The organism is Shewanella sp. ISTPL2 (assembly GCF_013283205.1).
GTDB classification, from domain to species: Bacteria; Pseudomonadota; Gammaproteobacteria; order Enterobacterales; family Shewanellaceae; genus Shewanella; species Shewanella oncorhynchi.
The window spans coordinates 4,331,055-4,351,318 of record NZ_JAAPAV010000001.1 but is presented as its reverse complement, the minus strand read 5'-3'; the positions used below and the strand labels follow the sequence as shown (position 1 = coordinate 4,351,318).

At 38.5% G+C, this 20,264-nt stretch carries 21 protein-coding genes; 17 read left to right on the top strand and 4 right to left on the bottom strand.

The window, feature by feature from the left end; translation table 11 throughout:
• Nucleotides 1-65: 65 nt before the first annotated feature.
• The 14 genes from HUB64_RS19285 to HUB64_RS19220 all read left to right on the top strand — a co-directional run bounded on the left by HUB64_RS19285 (nt 66) and on the right by HUB64_RS19220 (nt 12,067).
• A complete protein-coding gene (locus HUB64_RS19285) occupies nt 66-1,157 on the top strand; it encodes a 3-oxoacyl-ACP synthase III family protein (protein WP_173243758.1) in 1,092 nt (363 codons plus the stop codon).
• A gap of 2 nt (nt 1,158-1,159) precedes the next feature.
• Nucleotides 1,160-1,912, top strand: coding sequence for an SDR family NAD(P)-dependent oxidoreductase (locus HUB64_RS19280; RefSeq protein WP_251071020.1), 753 nt, complete (start codon nt 1,160-1,162; stop codon nt 1,910-1,912).
• The gene (gene pseG, locus HUB64_RS19275; RefSeq protein ID WP_173243755.1) at nt 1,902-2,960 is read left to right on the top strand and encodes a UDP-2,4-diacetamido-2,4,6-trideoxy-beta-L-altropyranose hydrolase; all 1,059 of its coding nucleotides are present in this window, start codon (nt 1,902-1,904) and stop codon (nt 2,958-2,960) included. The genes HUB64_RS19280 and pseG overlap by 11 nt, the downstream gene beginning before the upstream one ends.
• On the top strand, nt 2,957-4,072 hold the full coding sequence (locus tag HUB64_RS19270) for an aromatic ring-hydroxylating dioxygenase subunit alpha (RefSeq protein ID WP_173243752.1): 1,116 nt from the start codon (nt 2,957-2,959) through the stop codon (nt 4,070-4,072). Before pseG ends, HUB64_RS19270 begins: the two co-directional genes overlap by 4 nt.
• Entirely contained in the window at nt 4,065-5,153 is a 1,089-nt protein-coding gene (gene pseI, locus HUB64_RS19265) for a pseudaminic acid synthase (RefSeq protein WP_173243749.1), read from the top strand. Before HUB64_RS19270 ends, pseI begins: the two co-directional genes overlap by 8 nt.
• A complete protein-coding gene (locus HUB64_RS19260) occupies nt 5,141-5,881 on the top strand; it encodes an NTP transferase domain-containing protein (protein ID WP_173243746.1) in 741 nt (246 codons plus the stop codon). The genes pseI and HUB64_RS19260 overlap by 13 nt, the downstream gene beginning before the upstream one ends.
• A 71-nt stretch (nt 5,882-5,952) precedes the next feature.
• Nucleotides 5,953-6,186 carry an acyl carrier protein gene (locus HUB64_RS19255; protein ID WP_173243744.1) on the top strand — a complete coding sequence of 78 codons (234 nt, stop codon included), beginning with the start codon at nt 5,953-5,955 and terminating at the stop codon, nt 6,184-6,186.
• Between the two features lie 13 nt (nt 6,187-6,199).
• On the top strand, nt 6,200-6,964 hold the full coding sequence (locus HUB64_RS19250; RefSeq protein ID WP_173497637.1) for an SDR family NAD(P)-dependent oxidoreductase: 765 nt from the start codon (nt 6,200-6,202) through the stop codon (nt 6,962-6,964).
• Nucleotides 6,965-6,974: 10 nt separating this feature from the next.
• Complete coding sequence (gene pseH, locus HUB64_RS19245; RefSeq protein ID WP_173243738.1) at nt 6,975-7,541, top strand: UDP-4-amino-4,6-dideoxy-N-acetyl-beta-L-altrosamine N-acetyltransferase; 567 nt, start codon at nt 6,975-6,977, stop codon at nt 7,539-7,541.
• Complete coding sequence (locus tag HUB64_RS19240) at nt 7,538-7,783, top strand: phosphopantetheine-binding protein (protein WP_173243735.1); 246 nt, start codon at nt 7,538-7,540, stop codon at nt 7,781-7,783. Before pseH ends, HUB64_RS19240 begins: the two co-directional genes overlap by 4 nt.
• Nucleotides 7,783-8,922 (top strand): AMP-binding protein, encoded by a 1,140-nt coding sequence (locus tag HUB64_RS19235; RefSeq protein ID WP_173243733.1) that lies wholly within the window; start codon nt 7,783-7,785, stop codon nt 8,920-8,922. The genes HUB64_RS19240 and HUB64_RS19235 overlap by 1 nt, the downstream gene beginning before the upstream one ends.
• On the top strand, nt 8,919-9,647 hold the full coding sequence (locus HUB64_RS19230) for an SDR family NAD(P)-dependent oxidoreductase (protein WP_173243730.1): 729 nt from the start codon (nt 8,919-8,921) through the stop codon (nt 9,645-9,647). Before HUB64_RS19235 ends, HUB64_RS19230 begins: the two co-directional genes overlap by 4 nt.
• A 229-nt stretch (nt 9,648-9,876) precedes the next feature.
• Nucleotides 9,877-10,848, top strand: a complete 972-nt coding sequence (locus HUB64_RS19225; RefSeq protein ID WP_254451439.1) for a class I SAM-dependent methyltransferase — start codon at nt 9,877-9,879, stop codon at nt 10,846-10,848.
• Nucleotide 10,849: 1 nt separating this feature from the next.
• Entirely contained in the window at nt 10,850-12,067 is a 1,218-nt protein-coding gene (locus tag HUB64_RS19220; protein ID WP_173497635.1) for a class I SAM-dependent methyltransferase, read from the top strand.
• A gap of 12 nt (nt 12,068-12,079) precedes the next feature.
• On the opposite strand, the gene pseC is transcribed toward HUB64_RS19220, so the two are convergent.
• A complete protein-coding gene (gene pseC / locus HUB64_RS19215) occupies nt 12,080-13,231 on the bottom strand; it encodes a UDP-4-amino-4,6-dideoxy-N-acetyl-beta-L-altrosamine transaminase (RefSeq protein WP_173497634.1) in 1,152 nt (383 codons plus the stop codon).
• Nucleotides 13,228-14,223 (bottom strand): UDP-N-acetylglucosamine 4,6-dehydratase (inverting), encoded by a 996-nt coding sequence (gene pseB / locus HUB64_RS19210; RefSeq protein ID WP_173243718.1) that lies wholly within the window; start codon nt 14,221-14,223, stop codon nt 13,228-13,230. The genes pseC and pseB overlap by 4 nt, the downstream gene beginning before the upstream one ends.
• A gap of 375 nt (nt 14,224-14,598) precedes the next feature.
• Between pseB and HUB64_RS19205 the strand changes: the two genes are divergently transcribed.
• From HUB64_RS19205 to HUB64_RS19195, 3 genes are all read left to right on the top strand, one after another.
• Nucleotides 14,599-17,064 carry a 6-hydroxymethylpterin diphosphokinase MptE-like protein gene (locus HUB64_RS19205; RefSeq protein ID WP_173497633.1) on the top strand — a complete coding sequence of 822 codons (2,466 nt, stop codon included), beginning with the start codon at nt 14,599-14,601 and terminating at the stop codon, nt 17,062-17,064.
• A 118-nt stretch (nt 17,065-17,182) separates the two neighbouring features.
• Entirely contained in the window at nt 17,183-17,662 is a 480-nt protein-coding gene (locus HUB64_RS19200; RefSeq protein ID WP_173497632.1) for a DUF2947 domain-containing protein, read from the top strand.
• Nucleotides 17,663-17,952: 290 nt separating this feature from the next.
• On the top strand, nt 17,953-18,513 hold the full coding sequence (locus tag HUB64_RS19195; RefSeq protein WP_173497631.1) for a chalcone isomerase family protein: 561 nt from the start codon (nt 17,953-17,955) through the stop codon (nt 18,511-18,513).
• A gap of 12 nt (nt 18,514-18,525) precedes the next feature.
• On the opposite strand, the gene HUB64_RS19190 is transcribed toward HUB64_RS19195, so the two are convergent.
• Nucleotides 18,526-19,470 carry a DUF6268 family outer membrane beta-barrel protein gene (locus tag HUB64_RS19190; RefSeq protein ID WP_173497630.1) on the bottom strand — a complete coding sequence of 315 codons (945 nt, stop codon included), beginning with the start codon at nt 19,468-19,470 and terminating at the stop codon, nt 18,526-18,528.
• A gap of 120 nt (nt 19,471-19,590) precedes the next feature.
• On the bottom strand, nt 19,591-20,220 hold the full coding sequence (locus tag HUB64_RS19185) for a TetR/AcrR family transcriptional regulator (RefSeq protein WP_105251906.1): 630 nt from the start codon (nt 20,218-20,220) through the stop codon (nt 19,591-19,593).
• Between the last annotated feature and the right edge of the window lie 44 nt (nt 20,221-20,264).

Below are 20,264 nucleotides of genomic sequence, written 5' to 3'. Positions count from 1 at the left end.
CAAGCTATATTATTCAATGTTATAGTTAAAACCAATATTAATCATTAATTTCAACAAGGCTATTTATGGAAGCAGTGATAAAGTCAGTCAAAATTGCAGGAATGCAAGCTGCAGTACCTCCCCACAGACACTCCTATGTTGAAACACCTGGTATTTTTACCCAAGAAGAAGCTGAAAAAATTTATTTAAGCACCGGCATACATAGCCGACGAATATTACCTTCACATTTATGTGCATCAGACATGTGTATTGCTGCAGCAGAAACCTTACTTCAAAGACTCAATTGGCCACCTGAAACTGTTGATGTACTGATCTATGTGTCTCAAGATTCTGATTATGCACTTCCCGCAACAGCATGTCTCATGCAGCATAGGCTTGGATTACCTCAATCAGCTGCTTGCTTAGATATTAGCTTAGGGTGCTCTGGTTTTGTCTATGGTACATGGATAGCAAGTCAGTTACTTAATAGTTCAAATGGCAAGCGTGCTTTGGTGTTATGCGGTGATACATCCAGCCGTCATTTACTACCAGATGATCGTGGAACACTTCCTTTATTTGGTGATGCAGGAGTCGCAACAGCACTCGAGTATGATGAAAGCTGGTCAGATTCTTATGCTGTTTTTGGAACAGATGGTACTGGTGGGCAGCACATTGCAGTAAAAGCTGGAGGTCGGCGAAATCCGACAATGCCAGAGTTATCGCCCCGCACTAGCGACGAGGAAGATAGGCTCTACAAAGAGTCACGGCTGTATTTAAATGGTGCCGCAGTATTTTCTTTCACTTTAAAAGTGGTACCTAAATTGGTAAAAGATGCTCTCGCACTAGCACAACTTGAAGTAGATGATCTAGATATGGTTGTAATGCATCAAGCCAACCATTTCATTTTGGAACACTTACGTAAAAAAGCAAAAATGTCGGTTGACAAATACTTAATTGATATGAAAGATTTTGGTAATACCTCTAGTGCTTCGGTGCCTTTAGCGATCTGTCATCAATTAAGCGAATTTTTTTCTGAGAAAACTAGAAAAGTTATGCTCGGCGGCTTTGGAGTGGGTTGGTCTTGGGGAGCCATTATCACAGAAATTGGACCAATTATTGCGCCAGAGATTATCGAGATTAAAGATGATTTCGAGCCCCTATCACTAATTCAGCAGTAATTATGATGGATTTAAAAAATAAACTATATATCGTTACAGGGGCTTCATTCGATTCTGATATCGGTCTTGCCATTTGTAAAAAATTAGATGCCCACGGTGCAAAGCTTATATTGATAGGCCGACGAAAAGATGCTCTCGAAGCAACAAAATCACAGTTAATTGGTATTCACCATGTTGTTCCTTATAATTTAAGCCAACTCGACGATATTCAGTCTTGGGCAAAAACTATAAACGAGAGATATGGACCTATTGATGGATTAGTTCATAGCGCAAGCTTCCAAGGTTACAGTCCCTTGCGTAGCATTTCAGCAAAGCAAATTAGCAACTATTTTGATGTTAATTTTTCTGCAGCCGTAATGTTAACCGCAGCGTTTTCAAAAACGAAATTTTATTCCCATAATGCTAGCTTTATATATATAGGTTCTGTCGCAGGACAGCGTGGATTGAAAGCTCGAACTTTATATGCAGCATCAAAGGCTGCACTCTCTTCAATGGTTCAATCTGCAGCACTAGAACTTGCTATTAAGTCCATAAGAGTAAACTGTGTTGCACCTGCAGTAGTTAGCGGGACAAAAGCAGATAAACAATTTCAAACCATTGGTGACCAACAATCCCAAGCACTGATCGCTGCCCACCCTTTAGGGCTCTGCTCTCCAGAAGATGTTGCTAATAGTGTATATTTTTTGGTAAGTGATTTGAGTATAAAAATAACTGGCACTACATTAATTGTAGATGGGGGCTTTCTTGCAGGATAAAGCACGTATCGTTTTATATGGTAATAGTAGTCAGCAAATTGGCGCTGGCCACATTATGAGGTTGTTAGCATTAGCGCAAGCGGCACAAACTCAATTTGAAATAGTATTTATCTATAAGACATGCTCAGACCTGCTATTACAGAAACTACACCAACAAGGTTTTTCAACTCATGCAATAAATAATCCATTAAATAGACGTGAATTAATGGATCTGAAACCAACGGCACTGATTGTTGATGATTATTATTTAACCGCTTCAGAATGGCGCATACTAGAAAATTTAGATATCTATCTTATTAAGTTAGATGATGCGCTAGATAATAATACCTTTACTGCAGATCTTATCATCAATCCAGCACCTAATGCTCCTGTAGATAGATACAAACAATTTGCACCAACAGCGACCCTTTGTTTAGGAACAAAATACACCTATTTACGCCAAGAATTTACATTATGTGACTTCATCCCCTTAGCTAAGCGAAAAAATTTACTCATAACCTTAGGTGGAACAGACAGTAAATCTTTAGCACTCCCCATATCCAAACTGTTACTTGATAGCCTCCCAGAAATAGAAATCCAGCTATTACTAGGCACAGTTCACCAACATCAGTTGTTACTTGAAGAATTGCAAAAGGAACATGCTAATTTTCACTTAATCTATAATCCTAAATCAGTTGCAGAAATAATGTCACTTTCAGGTTTAGCTATCTCATCTGCAGGGGGAACACTTGGCGAACTTGCATCAATGGGCGTACCGACCTTAGCATTGATCACTGTAGATAATCAGTTACCAGCTTTAACCTCGCCACTAAATAATACTTGGTATTATGCTATAGATCTTAGAAACTTCGAGAATGAAGATAGTGACACATCACAGAATCAAGACATATTGAACAAAATCAAAGAACAGGTACTTATTCTTTGGCATGATACCTGCAAAAGGATTCACATGAGTGAACAGGCTCGCCAATTGGTTGACACTAAAGGTTGTCAGCGGATCATCGAACATTTGATTATTGGCCTAAAGAATAAAATGGAACAGCAATGATTTCGTCACTATCCATACATCCAAAGCATTACTATCATTTACAAACGTTCAAACAAGAACTTAGTCGTGTATTTGAACAAAATTGGATTTTTGTCGGCTTTAAAGATGATCTCTCAAAAAATAATGACTTTATAACAATCACTATAGGCAATACTCCTGTGGTCGTGCAAAACTTTAATGGCCAACTAAGTGCACTGTTAAATATTTGTAGCCATAGAAAAGCAACTCTTCAACAAGATGTTCGAGGTAATCGCCCACTGAGATGCCCCTATCACTGCTGGAGCTATAAAAGCGATGGTGTACTAAGTGGTGTACCTCAAAATAGGACTGATTTTGGCCTAGATGAAACAGAAAAAAAACACTTAGCTCTAAAGCAATTTGCACTAGATATGTGTGGCGAACTCATTTTCGTACGAGTTACTGATACAGGAACTTCTCTAACTGAGTTTTTAGGACCCTATTTCAATATATTACAGCGAATATCTATAGATTTTACAGATCGTGTCCAAGAAGGTAGCTACCTTTGGAATACTAATTGGAAAATTGCATGTGAAACAGTCCTTGAAGTCTATCACGTCGCAGGTACTCACCCAGAAACCTTCGCAAACTTTGCTAAAGCAGAATGTGAAATAGAGTATTTCAATGGTCACACTACAGGAAACACCCCATTACAAGATGCCACCCACAAATGGTGGGCTGGTGCAAGAAAACATTTGAAACTTGAACAACATCCTGATTATAAAGATTATAATCATTTCTTCATTTACCCAAATCTTGCAATTGGTCTAACTAATGGCTCTTTAATGTCACTGCAAACCTATGATCCTATAGATCCAACACACACAAAATTAAAATATCAATTAAGAATGATAAAGCGATCAAACGGCAAAGCAACAAGTGAAGCCGTCAAAATGGCCGTCAACATTAACTTTACACAATTTAATCATACGATCTTAGAAGAAGATCGTGTAGTTGCCGAATCTTGTCAAGAAAATATGGCCCGCAGTAATACCCCAGGCTTACTCGGTAAATGTGAAGATAGGATCCGTCACTTTCATAATGAGTGGCGTCTTGAGCTAGATGAGCTATTAGAGGGGCAAAGCAATGTTTGATGCTACAATTTCGATCAATGACCGTAAAATTGGACCATTACATCCCCCTTATGTCATTGCAGAATTATCAGGCAACCACAAAGGTGATTTGTCACAGGCATTAGCAATGATAGATGCAGCTGCGGCAACTGGAGTGGATGCAATAAAAATTCAAACCTATAGCGCAGATACTATTACACTAAACCATGATGGCCCAGAATTTAGGCTCGAAGGTGGATTATGGGCAGGTCGGACTCTGTATGATTTATATCAAGAGGCGCATACTCCTTGGTCATGGCATCAGGCACTTTTTGAACGAGCCCAAAAGAACAATATTACCTTATTTTCTTCACCATTCGATAAAACTGCTATCGAGTTACTCGAGTCACTTAATTGTCCTGCGTATAAAATTGCTTCCTTTGAAATTAATGACATTGGGCTAATAACAGCCATAGCAAAAACTGGCAAACCTATAATAATGTCCACGGGGCTCGCAACACTTGATGAAATCAACGAAGCAGTCAGCACTATTGCCAATGCAGGTGGAACACAACTCGCGCTATTGCACTGTATAAGCGGCTACCCAACACCAATTGAAGATTGTAATTTACGTACTATTTCCGATCTATGCCGTAGATTTGACTTTCCAATAGGCTTGAGTGATCACACTATTGATAACACTGCAGCGATTACTGCAGTAGCCCTTGGTGCATCAGTGCTAGAAAAACATTTTACTCTTGATAAAACTGATGGCTCTGTCGATTCTGCATTCTCACTTGAACCGAATGAATTTGCAGTGTTAAAGCAAGAAACAATTAAAGTTTTCAAAGCCTTAGGTATTGCAGGTTATGATGTAAAACCAAGTGAGGCTGGAGGCAGAGATTTTCGCCGTTCTTTATACGTGAGTAAAACAATAAAAAAAGGTGAACCTTTTACAGAGGAAAACATTCGTTCAGTTCGTCCAGCAAAGGGACTGCACACTCGCTATTTGCCGCAAATATTAGATCAGCGAGCAATTGTTGACATTGCATTTGGTACCCCCTTATCTGAGCTACATCTTTCAATACCTTTGAAAAAGCAGAATTCAAAATGCAAAGAGTGATCTGCATTACACAAGCTCGAATGGGTTCGAGCAGGTTACCGGGTAAAGTATTGGCTCCAATACAAGGTAAGCCTATGCTTGAATATCATCTCGCACGAGTTCACCAAGCTAAATTAGTCAATTCACATATCTTAGCTACAAGTGATACAGAGATTGATAAACCTATAGTTAAATTTTGCCAGCTAAAGAAGCAGCCATTCTTTTGTGGAAGTGAGTCAGACGTTCTTTCACGCTTTTATCACGCTGCTCTGCAAACAAAAGCAACACCTGACGATATAATCGTTAGACTTACGGGCGACTGTCCATTAATTTCAGCTACCTTGATTGATGAAGCAATTACAAAGCATCGGCAAGGGGATAATTCACAATACACACATATTAGTTTGAATTACTTTCCTAGAGGCTTCGATGTTGAAGTTTTTAGCATGGCAAGCCTAACCAAAGCTTATCAAAATGCGACTAAAGCAGCAGAGCGCGAACATGTGACGCTTTACCTTTATACTCAGCCTGACTGCATTATCGTGCCTGTTGAAACAGGCCAATTAGATTGGCATGAATTCCGACTGTGCGTTGATGAAAGTGAAGACTTACAATTAGCGACAGCATTGATAGGACTATTAGGGGAAAATTGGCTCAATGCTTCCCCCCGAAAAATATGTCAACTATTACAACAACATCCTGAAATAGCTCAGATTAATGCCAAGATCATACAACGCGCGCCACACTGACCTAATGCAATCAGCTGTTAAGCCGATAACAAATTAGAAACGATAAAAAACCATACTCAGAGGTAAATAAAATGAATAAACAAGAATTTTTAAATCAACTTGAAGATATCCTAGAGCTTGATAACAACACTTTACAAGGTGATGAAGTACTGATTGATATTGAACAATGGGACTCTTTAGCCTTTCTAAGCGTTATAGCCATGGCAGATGAACATTTTGATATTGTGATCCAAGGCGATAAGTTAGAACAAATAAAGACTGTTAATGATCTTGTTGCATTAGTACAAGAACATCTCACAGCCTAGGATTGTAATCAGAATGGTATTAAATAACCCAATGGAATTTAGTGGTAAACGTGTACTGATTACTGGTGCTTCTGCTGGTATTGGTAGAGCGTGTGCCATTTTGCTTTCACAACTTGGTGCGAAAGTCATTATCAATGGACGCCAACTTGAAAGCTTACAAGAAACATTAAACCTAATGTCAGGGGATGGACATGGCATTGCTGTATTTGACATGGCCAAAACTGACGAGCTCTGTGAATGGTTTAAGTCTCTGAGTAAAACAGAGGGTTATTTTGACGGATTTGTGCACTGTGCAGGTATGCAAGTAACCAAACCGATACGCTTGTTTGACCAAGAGTTTTTCGATGAAACCATGCATGTCAACCTTGCTAGTGCAATGGCTATTACTAAGGGATTTCGTCTCAAGCGAGATAGAAATAAGCAAGGCGCTATAGTATTTGTTTCCTCTATCGCTGGTCTAATAGGCCAGACTGGGAATACTCTATATGGTGCAAGTAAAGCAGGATTAATGTCATTAACCAGAGGGTTATCAATGGAGCTACTAAGAGATAATATTCGGGTTAATTGTGTGGCGCCTGCGTTAGTTGCCACCGAAATGGCGCAGCGGACAAAAAACAGCATGACGGAAGCTCAATTTCAGCACATGCTAGACCAACATCCCATGGGCATTGGTCAACCAGAAGACGTCGCAAATGCCGTCGCTTTTTTATTAAGTGATGCAGCGAAATGGATTAATGCGGTAACCTTACCCGTTGAAGGCGGTTATCTCGCCAATTAAGAAGTAAAACATGGCACTCAATTTTAAGCGCATTGATATAAATGATGCTGAACAGCTATTGAAATGGCGTACATCACCAGAAATTACCCAACATATGTTTACTGACCTTAAAGAACCATCACTTAAGAAGCAGCAAGCTTGGATTGAATCTTTACAAGACCGTAAAGACTATAGAGGCTATATGATTCAAGACGATGGAATGTCTATAGGTTTTCTCTGTTTCAGCGATATCGACTACGTACACCAACGCTGCAGTACTGGCTCATATATTTATGAAAGAGCTGCAAGATTGAAGTATGGTGTAACAATGCATACTTATATATGTAATTATGTCTTCTATCAATTAAAAATGAATAAAATTGTTAATCATGTGCTCAATGCAAATGAGAAAGTCGTTAAACTACAAACTTTGCATAAAACAAGATTAGTGGGTTTTTTAAAGCAGCATATATTTAAAAATGGCCAGTTTTTAGATGTTTATATTTTTGAACAACTCAAGGAGGATTGGCTTAGTCAGAAACAGCATTATAGTCTAGAAAAAATTTCAGCCGCATTTAACGATTGGAACTTCGTATGAAAAACCTAAATACAACCATCATTGATGAAACACGTCGAATTATTGAGGCTAAAGGTGAAATCTGTCCTAATATCTCACTCAATAATCATTTTTTAAATGATTTGCCGATGGACTCCTTGGACCTTGCAACTTTAATAGTTAGCTTAGAGATGTCAACGGGGATTGATCCATTCAGAGAAGGATTTAAAACTTTTCATACAGTTGGAGAACTGATTAATCTTTATGAAGGTATGTTAACCTAATGTTTGAGTTAAGTAGGGAATTCAGACTAATTGAACATAAAGTTTGCTATACAATAGCAAACCTTGACTCAATGATATTTGATGAACAACTTGATTATATTGAAGTAAGTAGTAAACCCGAAAATAATGGCCCATTAGTATCTAGAATGCTTAAAGCCCTAGTGATAGGTCAACAACGGGATATTCCCGTTATATTTAACCGAAATGCTCAAGTTTTTGACAGTGATAATTTGCCAAAAAAATTTGAAGTCGGTTTATTCACTTCGGGAACAACAGGAGCTCCGAAGCTTATATTTCACTCCATTGGTAGTCTACTCCCCAAAAATAGTAAATCTCATTCAGAACAGACTCGTTGGCTTTTATGTTATCACCCGATGAGTTTTGCCGGTTTACAAGTTATATTACAAACAGTAGTGTCTGGTGATACTTTAGTATCCAACGTCGATGCAAATATAAAGCAAAAAGCAAAATTGGCCTCCGACTATATGATCAATGCCATAAGTGCAACACCATCAATGTTCCGTGCAATGCTACTTGCTTGGGGAGATTCCCTCCCCAATTTTAAACTGATTAGTCTGGGAGGTGAAATAGCCACACAGTCTATTTTAGATGACATTAAAAAATTTTTCCCTAAAGTAGCACTGAGGCATATTTATGCAACAACTGAAGCTGGCGTTGTCTTTACAGTAAAAGATGGTTTAGCAGGTTTTCCTAAATCCTGGCTAAATCAGTACCTTAATGGTTGGCAATTAAAAGCAACACACACACTTATATTGAATAAAGAAGGTCTGCAGCTAGATACTGGTGACAGTATTATAGAGAGGGGGGATCGAATCTTATTTAATGGGCGTCTGGATAATCTAATTAATGTTGGTGGAGTTAAAGTTAACCTTGAAATCTTAGAGCAAAAGATAATAGCACTAGAACATATTATTGATGCTCGAGTATTTGCTAAAGCGAATCCCATTACTGGTGCATTAGTCTGTGTTGAGCTCTGCGCGAAAGATCCACAATTGGCTAGAGCTGAACTAGATACTTTTAGTTATCAGCTAGAACCGGCTGCCAAACCTAGAATTATTATATTCTCTGAACAGATAACATTAACTGATGCAGGGAAAAAACAGAGAACGATTAAATGAAACATGTCATTGTCAGCGGAGGAAGCAGAGGACTTGGGCTTGCAATAGTCAAAACTCTGTTAGAAGAAGGCTATAAGGTGTCAACTTGCAGCCGAACAAAAACAGCTGAAGTTGATCAACTCATAGCACAATATCCATTTTTTCAATGGTTTTATGCTGAGATAGGTAATGCAGAACAGACTTCGCACTTTGTAAAACAAGCTTGTGATTGGGCCCAAGATACTCCTCTGTGGGGCATAATTAACAATGCTGGCATTGCTAAAGAGGGAATTTTAGCGACGTTTCCAAATATTGAATCCGATACTCTTCTGCAAGTCAATCTACATGGTGCACTCTACTTAGCTCGTGAAGCATTACGGGTTTTCTTACGGCAAAACAGTGCAGGAAGAATTATCAACATCAGTTCAATTATCGGCAACCGTGGCTATACAGGTCTTGCCGCATACTCAGCATCTAAAGCTGGTCTTGATGGATTAACACGGGCTCTCGCCAGAGAGAATGGCCGCAGAAATATTACCGTAAACTCCATAGCTCCAGGCTATTTAGACACTGAAATGTCATCGACCCTGACAGACAAAAAGCGTGACCAAATCATCCGCAGAACCCCAATGCATAGGCTAGGTACTGTGGACGACATCACTCCAGCCATCAGCTTCCTTTTATCTGATGGCGCAGCATTTATTACCGGACAAACCTTCACTATTGATGGTGGTATCACTAACTAGGACGACCTCTATGCCCACGGCTCAATGTCAACTTTGTTACACTCAACAATGGCAGATATTTTCTCATATCTCATTTGGGATATGGGACGAAAGCGGCCAAGTACTGACTCGTAAATCGTCAGATTATCCGCTGTCAACATGTCAGCATTGTGGGCATGTCCAAATCAGCAGTAAATATACATCTAAACTGTTTAAGAAATTGTATTTTCACTCCAAGCAGGAGGCAGTCATGTGGCATGAATCTCTTGTAAATGATAATCGTCCCTATGAAGAGATGATTAACTTTGCATTAGGTGATTCTGCGCCTGAAATAGTTGTCGATTTGGGTTGTGGCGAAGGGAAGCTTTTAGAAGCAGCGAATCGCGCAACACCAAAGAGTACGCTAATAGGTATTGATTTTAATAACCGTTTTTCGCAAAATAATATTCGCTATTTATCATTCGATCTAAACCATCTTAACAATCTACCAAATAATTATTGGCCTAATGGGATCGATCTTGCGATGGCGTCTCATGTATTAGAGCATGTAATCAATCCCGTTGAATTTTTGCGGCAAATAAAAAAACAATTAAGTCCAAACGGGGTTATTTTCATCGAGGTGCCAGACTTTTCAGAACGACATAACATCGATTCAATTGGTATGAGTAACTTGATCAACTTACAGCATATTCATTACTTTACAGCAGATTCACTTACTTATGCAGCACAACTCGCTGGTTTGGAAGTAACAAAACTAACAAGAGTAACGACAGGGTATATCCCTAGACTACTAGTGCTACTATCACCAAGTCAACTCGAACAGATCTGCATTTCAGCTTTAAAATTCAATACCGCTGATGTTATATGTCATTATCAGGCGCAATGTCGTGCACTCCGTTCGCAACTAGCTAACGTACTACGCGAAAAAATAAATCAACAAGGCAAGGTTGGCCTCTGGGGAATTGGTGCTGATTTTTATACTCTTATTAATGAAAATACCGATCTTAATAAACATATTTCAAAAGGGGATATAGTACTTTTTGATTATGTACTCAAAGACAAAGAGATTCAATCTCAAAGAATATTGTGTAGTAGCAATATTCCAACTTTCAACTATAACGTATTTATGAGTCCTATACTTGCAGAAACACGCATTAAGATGCGAGCAATATCCCGCGATTGGCACAACGTTATAGACTACTATTTTAAGGAGAATGAATAAAATGAGTACTACTTTCACTTCGCAAACATCGTGCAAAATATGTTCTCATAAAAATTGGAAAATCATAGATACACTTATTTCAGGTATTTGGGATAAGAGCAATACCGAACTCGTGAGAAAAACACTTTTTTTTCCAATCGGCCAGTGCCAACATTGCCATCACGTTCAAGTCACCATTCCTTATACTCCTAAGGTATTTAGTGCACTTTATTTTTCAAATAATCTAGAACCTGACATGTGGTGCGATACACCTGTAGGCAATAAATCTCCTTATGAAGAAATGGTAGACTTTATCGCTGATTATATTACAAAAGGTATTCATATAGTAGACTTTGGTGCTGGAGCGGGGAAAACCTTAAAACATATTGAACTTGAGTACTCATATCACTCATTGAAATTATCAAGCGTAGATTTCCATAATCATATCCATTCAAGTACAATTGATCATGTCGGTGCAGATTTAAATCAGCTAGATACCATAAATAAACACTTCAGTAATAAACCTATCTCACTAGCAATAAGTACTCATGTATTAGAGCATATTATTGAACCAGTTAATTTTCTGAAAAATATAAGTAGTTGTTTAACTAATAACGGTTACATATTTATAGAAGTCCCTGATTGCAGCCAAGATGCATTTCTCGACAACTTAGCTGTAACTAATCTCGTGCATGGTCAGCATATTCATTACTATACAAAAGACTCTATGACATTACTGACCCAAGAAGCGGGATTGAAAATTGTTAAACAGCAACAGCTAACAACAGGGAACATTCCAAGATTGATGCTTTTATTAGAAAGATCTACCACTACAGAGTCTATAGTCAGTCAAACGATCGTAAACACAGCAACGTCCGCGATAGTAAGACGATTCAGTAAATACCAGCAGTATCAGAGTGCTCTTTTTGATGCCGTCCAGCAGAGTTTAAAAAACAATAAAAAAGTTGGAATTTGGGGGATTGGTGGGGATTTTTATCTATTAACTGAATTTTATCCAGAATTGATTGATGCAATAAAATCAGATTTAATTTTACTTTATGATTACGAACTATCTGGTCATACTTATAAAGAAAAAAACATTTCATCAAGTATAGAACTTGCTAATAGCAACATTCCAATCTATATAATCCCTACTTATGCCCCAACACGCGGTAGAATGAAAGAAATATCTCAAAAATGGGGCACTAATGTAATAGATATCTTTGAAAAAATAAAATGAAAGAAATATTTATTATTTATTTATAATTTTTACAAGCTCATCAATGATAAAATCTTGTTCAATTTCATTCAACTCTGGAAACAGTGGCAAGGTAAGACAGTTAGCATAGTAGGCTTCAGCCCCTGGACAATACCCTTCTACAAAGCCCATCTTCATATAATATGGTTGAAGATACACTGGAAAATAATGCACATGAACACAAATGCCAGCCAAACGCATTAGGTTAAATGTTAACTTACGATCAATATACGTTGGTAATTGTATAATAAAAAGATGATAAGCACTCTGACTATCAGTAAGAGGCTGAATAAATTCAATATTTAAATGAGTAAGTACCGACTCGTAATGTTTAGCGAGCTTATTTCTTTTTTCTACAAACTCATCCAGTCGCTTAATTTGGCTATTACCTAATGCCGCCTGGAGCTCAGTCATGCGGTAATTAAAACCTAAATGATGTTGTTCATAGTACCAATCCCCTTCGTCGGGTCGTACCAATACTCCTGCAGATTTAGTAATCCCATGACTCCTATAACTCTGCATTACTTGAGCTAATTGTGTATCATTAGTCGTAGCGACGCCGCCTTCTGCAGTGGTAATAATTTTAACTGGATGGAAACTAAACACAGTGATATCACTATACTGACATGAACCTATTTTCTGCGATTGATATGAGCCACCAATACCATGGGATGCATCTTCAATTATCTTTACACCATATCGCTTAGCAAGTTGTCCTATCGCTTGCATATCACAGCTATGACCAGCCATGTGCACAAGTATAATAACCTTCGGGAGTTTGTTAGCTGATTTGGCTACGATAAGTTTGGCTTCTAATGCTTGAGCACACATATTGCCAGTTGAAGAGTTAACATCAACAAAATCGATCTTGGCACCGCAATAAAGCGCACAGTTTGCCGAAGCAACAAAAGTGATGGGGGATGTCCAAACAATATCACCGATACCAACATTAAGTGCAAGACATGCAATATGTAAAGCAGATGTCGCACTATTAACTGCAACTGCATAATTTGCAGCGACATAGTTACAGATAGCTTGTTCAAACTCAGGCACATTTGGCCCCTGCGTTAAATAGTCGGAGTTAAGCACTGCAACAACGGCATCGATATCATCTTGATTAATATCTTGTTTACCATAAGGGATCATACAGTCGCATCCATAGCAAGGATTTCATCAACAGTTAAAAAGTGTGGATTATTACCTGAATGATATTCAAAACCTTGTTCGACTAATCTACCCTTTTCACCCAGTAAATTAGATGTGTAATCATTTTCACGATTGAAGAATTTAATACTAGGGGTTATGACAAAATGATCCTCAAACTCAATAGTATGATGTGAATCATCGCCAGGACACATCACTTCATGCATTTTTTCACCAGGTCGTATACCCACAATTTCCTGTTTAAGTTCAGCGCCATAGGCCGTTGCAAGGTCGATTAATCGTATGGATGGGATTTTTGGCACAAAAATTTCGCCACCTTGCATACGAGAAAAATTTTTAAGCACAAAATCCACTCCATCTTGCAACGTAATCCAAAAGCGGGTCATCTCAGGATGGGTAATAGGCAAAGATGTAGCACCATTGGCAATTAACTGTTTAAAGTAAGGAACGACAGATCCACGCGATCCGACAACATTACCATAGCGAACCGCTGAAAATCGCGTTTGACCGTCACCAACAACATTGTTTGCCGCTACAAATAATTTGTCAGAAACTAGTTTAGTCGCACCATAGAGATTAATTGGGCTTGCCGCTTTATCCGTCGACAAAGCAATCACTTTCTTTACATTGTTACTGATAGCGGCTCGAATGACATTTTCAGCGCCATGGATATTTGTCTTAATACATTCCATTGGATTGTATTCAGCAGCAGGAACTTGCTTTAACGCAGCAGCATGAATAATATAATCAACATCTTTAAATGCTTGTTTTAATCTGTCACTATCGCGCACATCACCTATAAAATATCGCATGCATGGCGCATTATATATCTGTTGCATCTCGTATTGCTTAAGCTCATCGCGGGAGAAAATAATAAGTCGTTTAGGCCTGTATCTTTCAAGAATTGCTTTGGTATATTTTTGCCCAAATGACCCTGTGCCACCAGTAATCAAAATCGTTTTGTCATCAAACATAGACTTTCCCCACTAAACTATCCAAATTTTCGATTAGCAACATGAGACAACAATAAGTAAATTTGTCAATACTGCATCTCTAAGCATAATTTGCGCCAAAAAAAACTTATGGTGATGACACAAGAACATCATACGACTTAAGATATGTGATTATAGACAAGTATAGATAAAATATGAAGATTTTATCTATCCATTACTGTAGATGACTTTAAATATTACATTTATGCAACAAAAAAGCCAGCTTCATTGTGTCAAAATATTGTTGGAGCGAAATTTGCACCGCTGTGTCGTTCTTGCAATGAACCTCAGGGAAGTGACACTATAGTTATTACTCTGAAAGCACACTTTTAAGTTGTTCGTAAGAAAGAGGAAAACATGCAACTACATACCTACATATTGAATAACTTTGCAATAAGTCGCTTCAACGAGTACTACTTGCCCAGTGTAAATCGCCATACTTTTGAGAAAGCTGACTCAAAAACAATCTATAGTAAAAAATTTAAAAATTCATTCAGTAAGAAAGATAGACTGAACATTATCATTGGTATGGACTCTGGGTTATTAACAAATTTCATACTTGAAAATAACATTCCTGACGGTAGTAAATTTGTCTTTATAGAACTCTCATCAATCACTCCACTTTTGGTTATTGACATTCCTACAGAACTTAAGAATAAAATAATTATTATCGATGAATCTGGCTTAGATGAGCTATTTAGCAAAGATGATATTAAGCTATTCATAGCTAAAGATGAATGTTATCTTTATGCCTCTCTTGCCGTTGCCGCTCGGCACATCGAAGATTACAATGTTCTATTTAACATTTTAGAGTTAAGATTACAAAGTGAGTACTTTGATAACCGAGTGAACTTTACTCAAAAAATATTTTTCCATGCACAACTAGATAATATTGCAGACAATCACACTCAATCTAAGTTGCTGCGAAATACATTTAAAGAACAAACCTGCATAATTATTGCAGGTGGGCCTTCATTAGATGAAAACATTGACTGGATTAAAGATAACCAAAATAAATTATACATAATTTCAGTTTCACGTATTGCAGGAAAACTAGCTAATTCAGGGATAGTTCCAGACATTATCGTAAGCGTAGACCCACAAGAAGTAAGCTTTGATGTAAGTCGTGGTATGTTTGATTTACATGATAAAACACTTCTTGTTAACTCGTATCATATTAGTCCAAAAATTTTATCTCAATGGCAAGGAAAGTCTCTTTACATGGGCCAAAGGCTCCCTTGGAGCAATAAAATTGATAATGATAATATTCCTACAGTTGGACCAACAGTAACTAATAGTTCTGTGCGTTTAGCCATTGAAATGGGATTTTCTAGAATATTACTAAGTGGTGTTGATTTTTGTTACTCAAAATCTGGTTACAGTCATGCAAATGGTACAATAGAGGCGAGTCTTGGCCCTAGTTTAGGACATAATACAATATGGGTAGAAACCTATGATGGCTATCAAGCGGAAACATTATTACAACTCAAACATGCCATGGAGTCTCTTGAACATGAAGCAAGAGTCTATCTTGATGTTGAAATAATTAATTTATCCAACAGTGCGGCAAAAATACAAGGCATATCTTACAAAAATAAAAATGAAATTAACCTTACTAAATATGAATCTAAAAAAACAAACTGTACAGACATATTTATTGAAAATAAAAAAAATGATTTACTTAATGTACTAGCCGATTGTTTAACAAAAAAAACTGAACTATCAAAAGCATTGGAAACAATTAAAAAAGCACAAAGACTTTCTCAAACCTTAAATTTAAACTCTAAATCTTCCGCATTGACTCTTAATAAAATAAACATGATAGAAGAGGAACTAAATAATAAATACGGTGACTTATCAAAAATAATAAAAGTATACGGCTATTTTGAGTTTTCAAAGTTCTTGACAACTAGAGATACTGAAAGCTGGACTCAGCATCATATAAACACTATGTCAATTAGATACTATAATGCTTTCTCATCAATTTGCTCGATTATTCTAAGATTGGTTGAAAATGCATGTCAAAAACTCCAATTTAGATTAAACGAGATCAGTAATACCCCTCTGATAGAATTAGCTATAAAATGGGAAGAGGAGAATCAACCGGGTAGAGCTTTTATATGGAAAAAAATGCACGAGTCTCATATTTTTAATGCTGATGAAGAAAATATATTATCAAAACTTAATCTGTTATATAGCAATAATCTTACCCAAGTCAGACAAGCCTACGTCGATAAATTGAACTCAGGTGACGCTCTAGAGCATGTTTACACAAAAATAATACGACTAAATCAGTCCAAAAACAGTTATGGTTTAGCCATAACTGTGAGTAACTTGCTTCCATTCATTGAAAAAGATAACGAAACAAAAAGATTATATCACCTCGCCTTATCATTCCAACTCAGCCTTGAACAGCAGCCGCAACAGGCATTAGATACTTTACTTGCTCTGCCTGAAGAACTTTGTACTGAGATGGAGTTAAAACATATTATTTTACTGGCGCTCAAACTAAGTAACCTTGAGCTTGCAACAGCAACTCTAGTCAAAATTTTGGCTTATAGTGATGAGTACATGCCTCAGTATGCGCATATTTTAAAACTCCAAGGCAAGATTCAAGACTCAGTTAATGTCTACCTAGATTACCTAGAGAAGTATCCATCGGATACACAAACATGGATAAAACTTGGATTATTCATGTTTGAAATCAATCAAGTAGAAGCTTCGCACACTGCATTTTCTAATGCAATTAATGCCGATCCCGATAATCAAGTGGCACGTGATTACTTATCTGAACTCACAAGACTAATGAACGTCTCACAATAACAGGCTCAAGATCACCGAACTCGCATATTCGTGTTCGGTGATTTCACTATTACCTCGCTAGACCGTATAATTAGCCTCGTTTCAGCATTGCTCATCTGCATATCCTAGGAGATTTTGTTTGGCTCATACCTATATACCTTTAGAAACTTACCGCCGTAAGTGGATTTTCAACCACAAAGACTTGCCTGTCACCGACGAGGACAAGACGCATATCCTGCCGTTAACAGATAAAAGTGCGATGGAAATCTGGAATCAATGGATCAGCAACAAGAGTAGTCGTGCGGAGCAATTTACTAAGGGAGATTGGGCGGCGAAGGCTGATGCTTGGGTGGAAACAGATCATTGGCAGAGCGCTTGGGATAGTGAAGATAGCAGTTTACCCGCCATGTTAGCTGAGTTTATACAATGGCCCGATGAGACGCCGGTGTATTTTTGCTATGAAAAATATCAGATTATTGAAACTCGTTGGGATGTGTTCGTCCGCAATTGGAAGTGTTTTCTTTTCTTTGACGACGGTCCCATTTTGATCTCGCCAAAACAGAAACAAGCAGTGATGTTCGAACAGAGTGGTCAATACAAGCTAGGCACTCGCGGATAATTTATACAGGGCGCTTAACGCTGATGATTTCCCATCGATAGCTTTACGCCAATACTTTTACGCAATAGTTTAGCGCGAGGAGTCATCTCGTTGGCATGCTCATACTTAATGATGAGTATGCCATACTCGAAAGATACTTAAGCACAATTAGCCTATCTCTCCCCTCTTCTTTAGATTAACATCCATTTTCGGTGCCGAGTATTTGAGAAGTTGGGGTCAACTTTTTGCTGTAAATACTCATAAAAATCTGCTTAAAACCCAATAATTAAAATAGAAAAATGAGGTGTATTATGAAGTTACTCTCCACTCTTACCCTAGCAAGCGCGCTGTTATTATCCCACACATTAATGGCCAAAGAAGTCTCAGGAGTGCAAGTCGCCGAGACAGTGACATTAGATAGCCAAACATTACAGCTCAATGGCGCGGGCGTTCGCAGTAAGTTCTTTATGGATTTATATGTAGGCAGTTTGTATTTGCCAGCAGCATTAAGTAGCACTGCAGCGGTTATTGATGCACCAGTTGCAGCGATACGCCTTAACATTACCTCAGGCATGATCACCTCAGAAAAAATGCGCGATGCGATCACTGAAGGTTTTGAGCAAGCGACGGCTGAAAACACCGCCGATATTCAACCGCAGATAGATACCTTTATGGCGCTGTTTAAGGAAGAAATTAAAGAAGGTGACCAATTTACCTTAGTCGCCAATAAAGCCCGCGGCGTGACGGCCTATAAAAATGGTCAGGAACAAGCCACCATCGAAGGTGAAATGTTCCGTCAAGCACTGTTAAAAATTTGGCTAGGTGATAAGCCAGCCCAGAAAAGCCTCAAAGAGGCCATGCTGGGCAAATAACTGACATTAACGTTAGAATTTGAATTCGATATCCAAGGCCGCTGCGCCTTGGTTATCCATTTCAAGCGCGGCTTGATTTGTCACTTCTAACTCACCATCAAAGTAATAACCAGCATAGAGATTTACGGTTAAAGCAGGCGTTGCTCGCCAACCGCCACGAAGATAGCTCACCCATTCGTTCGTTTCTACAGCAATATCATCATCCTCAATAAGGAATCGCTCAGTACGACGTGAACTACCCAAACCAATATTCCAATCAGGATTGAATTGATAACTGAGCTCTAGTCCTGCTGGACCACTAAAACCGGCTTGGAATGGATTAGCCAGTGTCCAATGTTCATCTATCTGCCAACGCATGGCAAGATAAGGCACAGTGCGAACTTCATCGATATCATTAAGATACGCGACCCCAAAGCCAATCATGTTTCCCGAATCAAATGCATACATGGCCGATGCCACAATACCGTAACTCTGAGCTTGGCTAGCTGATGCAGTATCGGCGTAGGCATATTGGATCTGCGGCGCTAAAAAGAAGGCCCAATGTTTATCCATGCGATAATTTAACGACACTCCGGCACGGTAACGATTAATATGATCCCAATTCTGTCCGTCGGTGCCAAACAGCGGTGCGACATTGTTTGCGCCAGTAAGCGTGATGTTACGCCAGTCATAATCAAGTCGGTCATAGCCCACACGAAAGCCTAGCGACCATTGCTTATCCAGTGATACATTCATCCCAGCATTCAGTAATAAGCTGTCCCTTTGTAGCTCAGTATTGCCATTAGCTACCTCGGCGCTTTGGGTGCTGATCTGTGTGACACTTAATCTAAAAGGTTTGTATTCCTGCGAAGGTTTATCCGCTGCAATAGCGGCACAGCTCATTAACGGTAACAATAACAAACTGCCTTTCAGCAACCGCTGTTTTACGCTTAATGGTGCGAGTTCTCGATTAGCCACGCTAGCTCCTTGCATTTAAAATAATGAATAAATTTTTGTGCATAATACGCGCTATTGAATAAAAAGGTTCACACTTTCAAAATGAAAATACAAACTAATACCTCTAAAACAAACAAGCCTTCACTCTACCCGATGCGCCCTCAAGAACATGTCAGCACAACCCAATATATAATGATTCCTGTCGTCAAAAAGTTCATCGGCCACTAATCCCAATTCTAATTTAAGTTTTAACTCACCAAACAACATTAAACATAAACGCACTGCACTATGGTGAGCATTACCAAATCGATATTGCCCTAACGCTTCTACAGCGACTAAATAATCCGCCAATAAGCCCACTATGTGTTTAGGGCCTGCATCAAAGAACAATCGCGACACTTCAGGATGACTTTCGGATTGCGCCACACAGGCTTTGAATACAGTAATAGCTTCAGGACTGACAATCATCTCCCCAAATTGCAAAGCAAATTGGGTTAATGCCGATTCCGGCTTAGTGGGATCACTTAACAAATCATCATTAAGATTATGGCCAACACACTTAGATTCAATTGCCGCAACAAATAATTCATCTTTGCTGCCGTAATGGGAATATACGGTTTGTTTCGACACGCCCGCAAGCTTTGCAACCTCATCCATACTGGTATGAGGGAAACCTTGACGACAAAACAAATCAATAGCAGCCACAAGGACTTGCTGACGTTTTTGTTCACTACGGCTCAAAGGTAATTGCGTCTCAGAGGAATGCGTCATATCAACTCTCAAATAGATAGACATAATTAATTGGCATTAGTTAA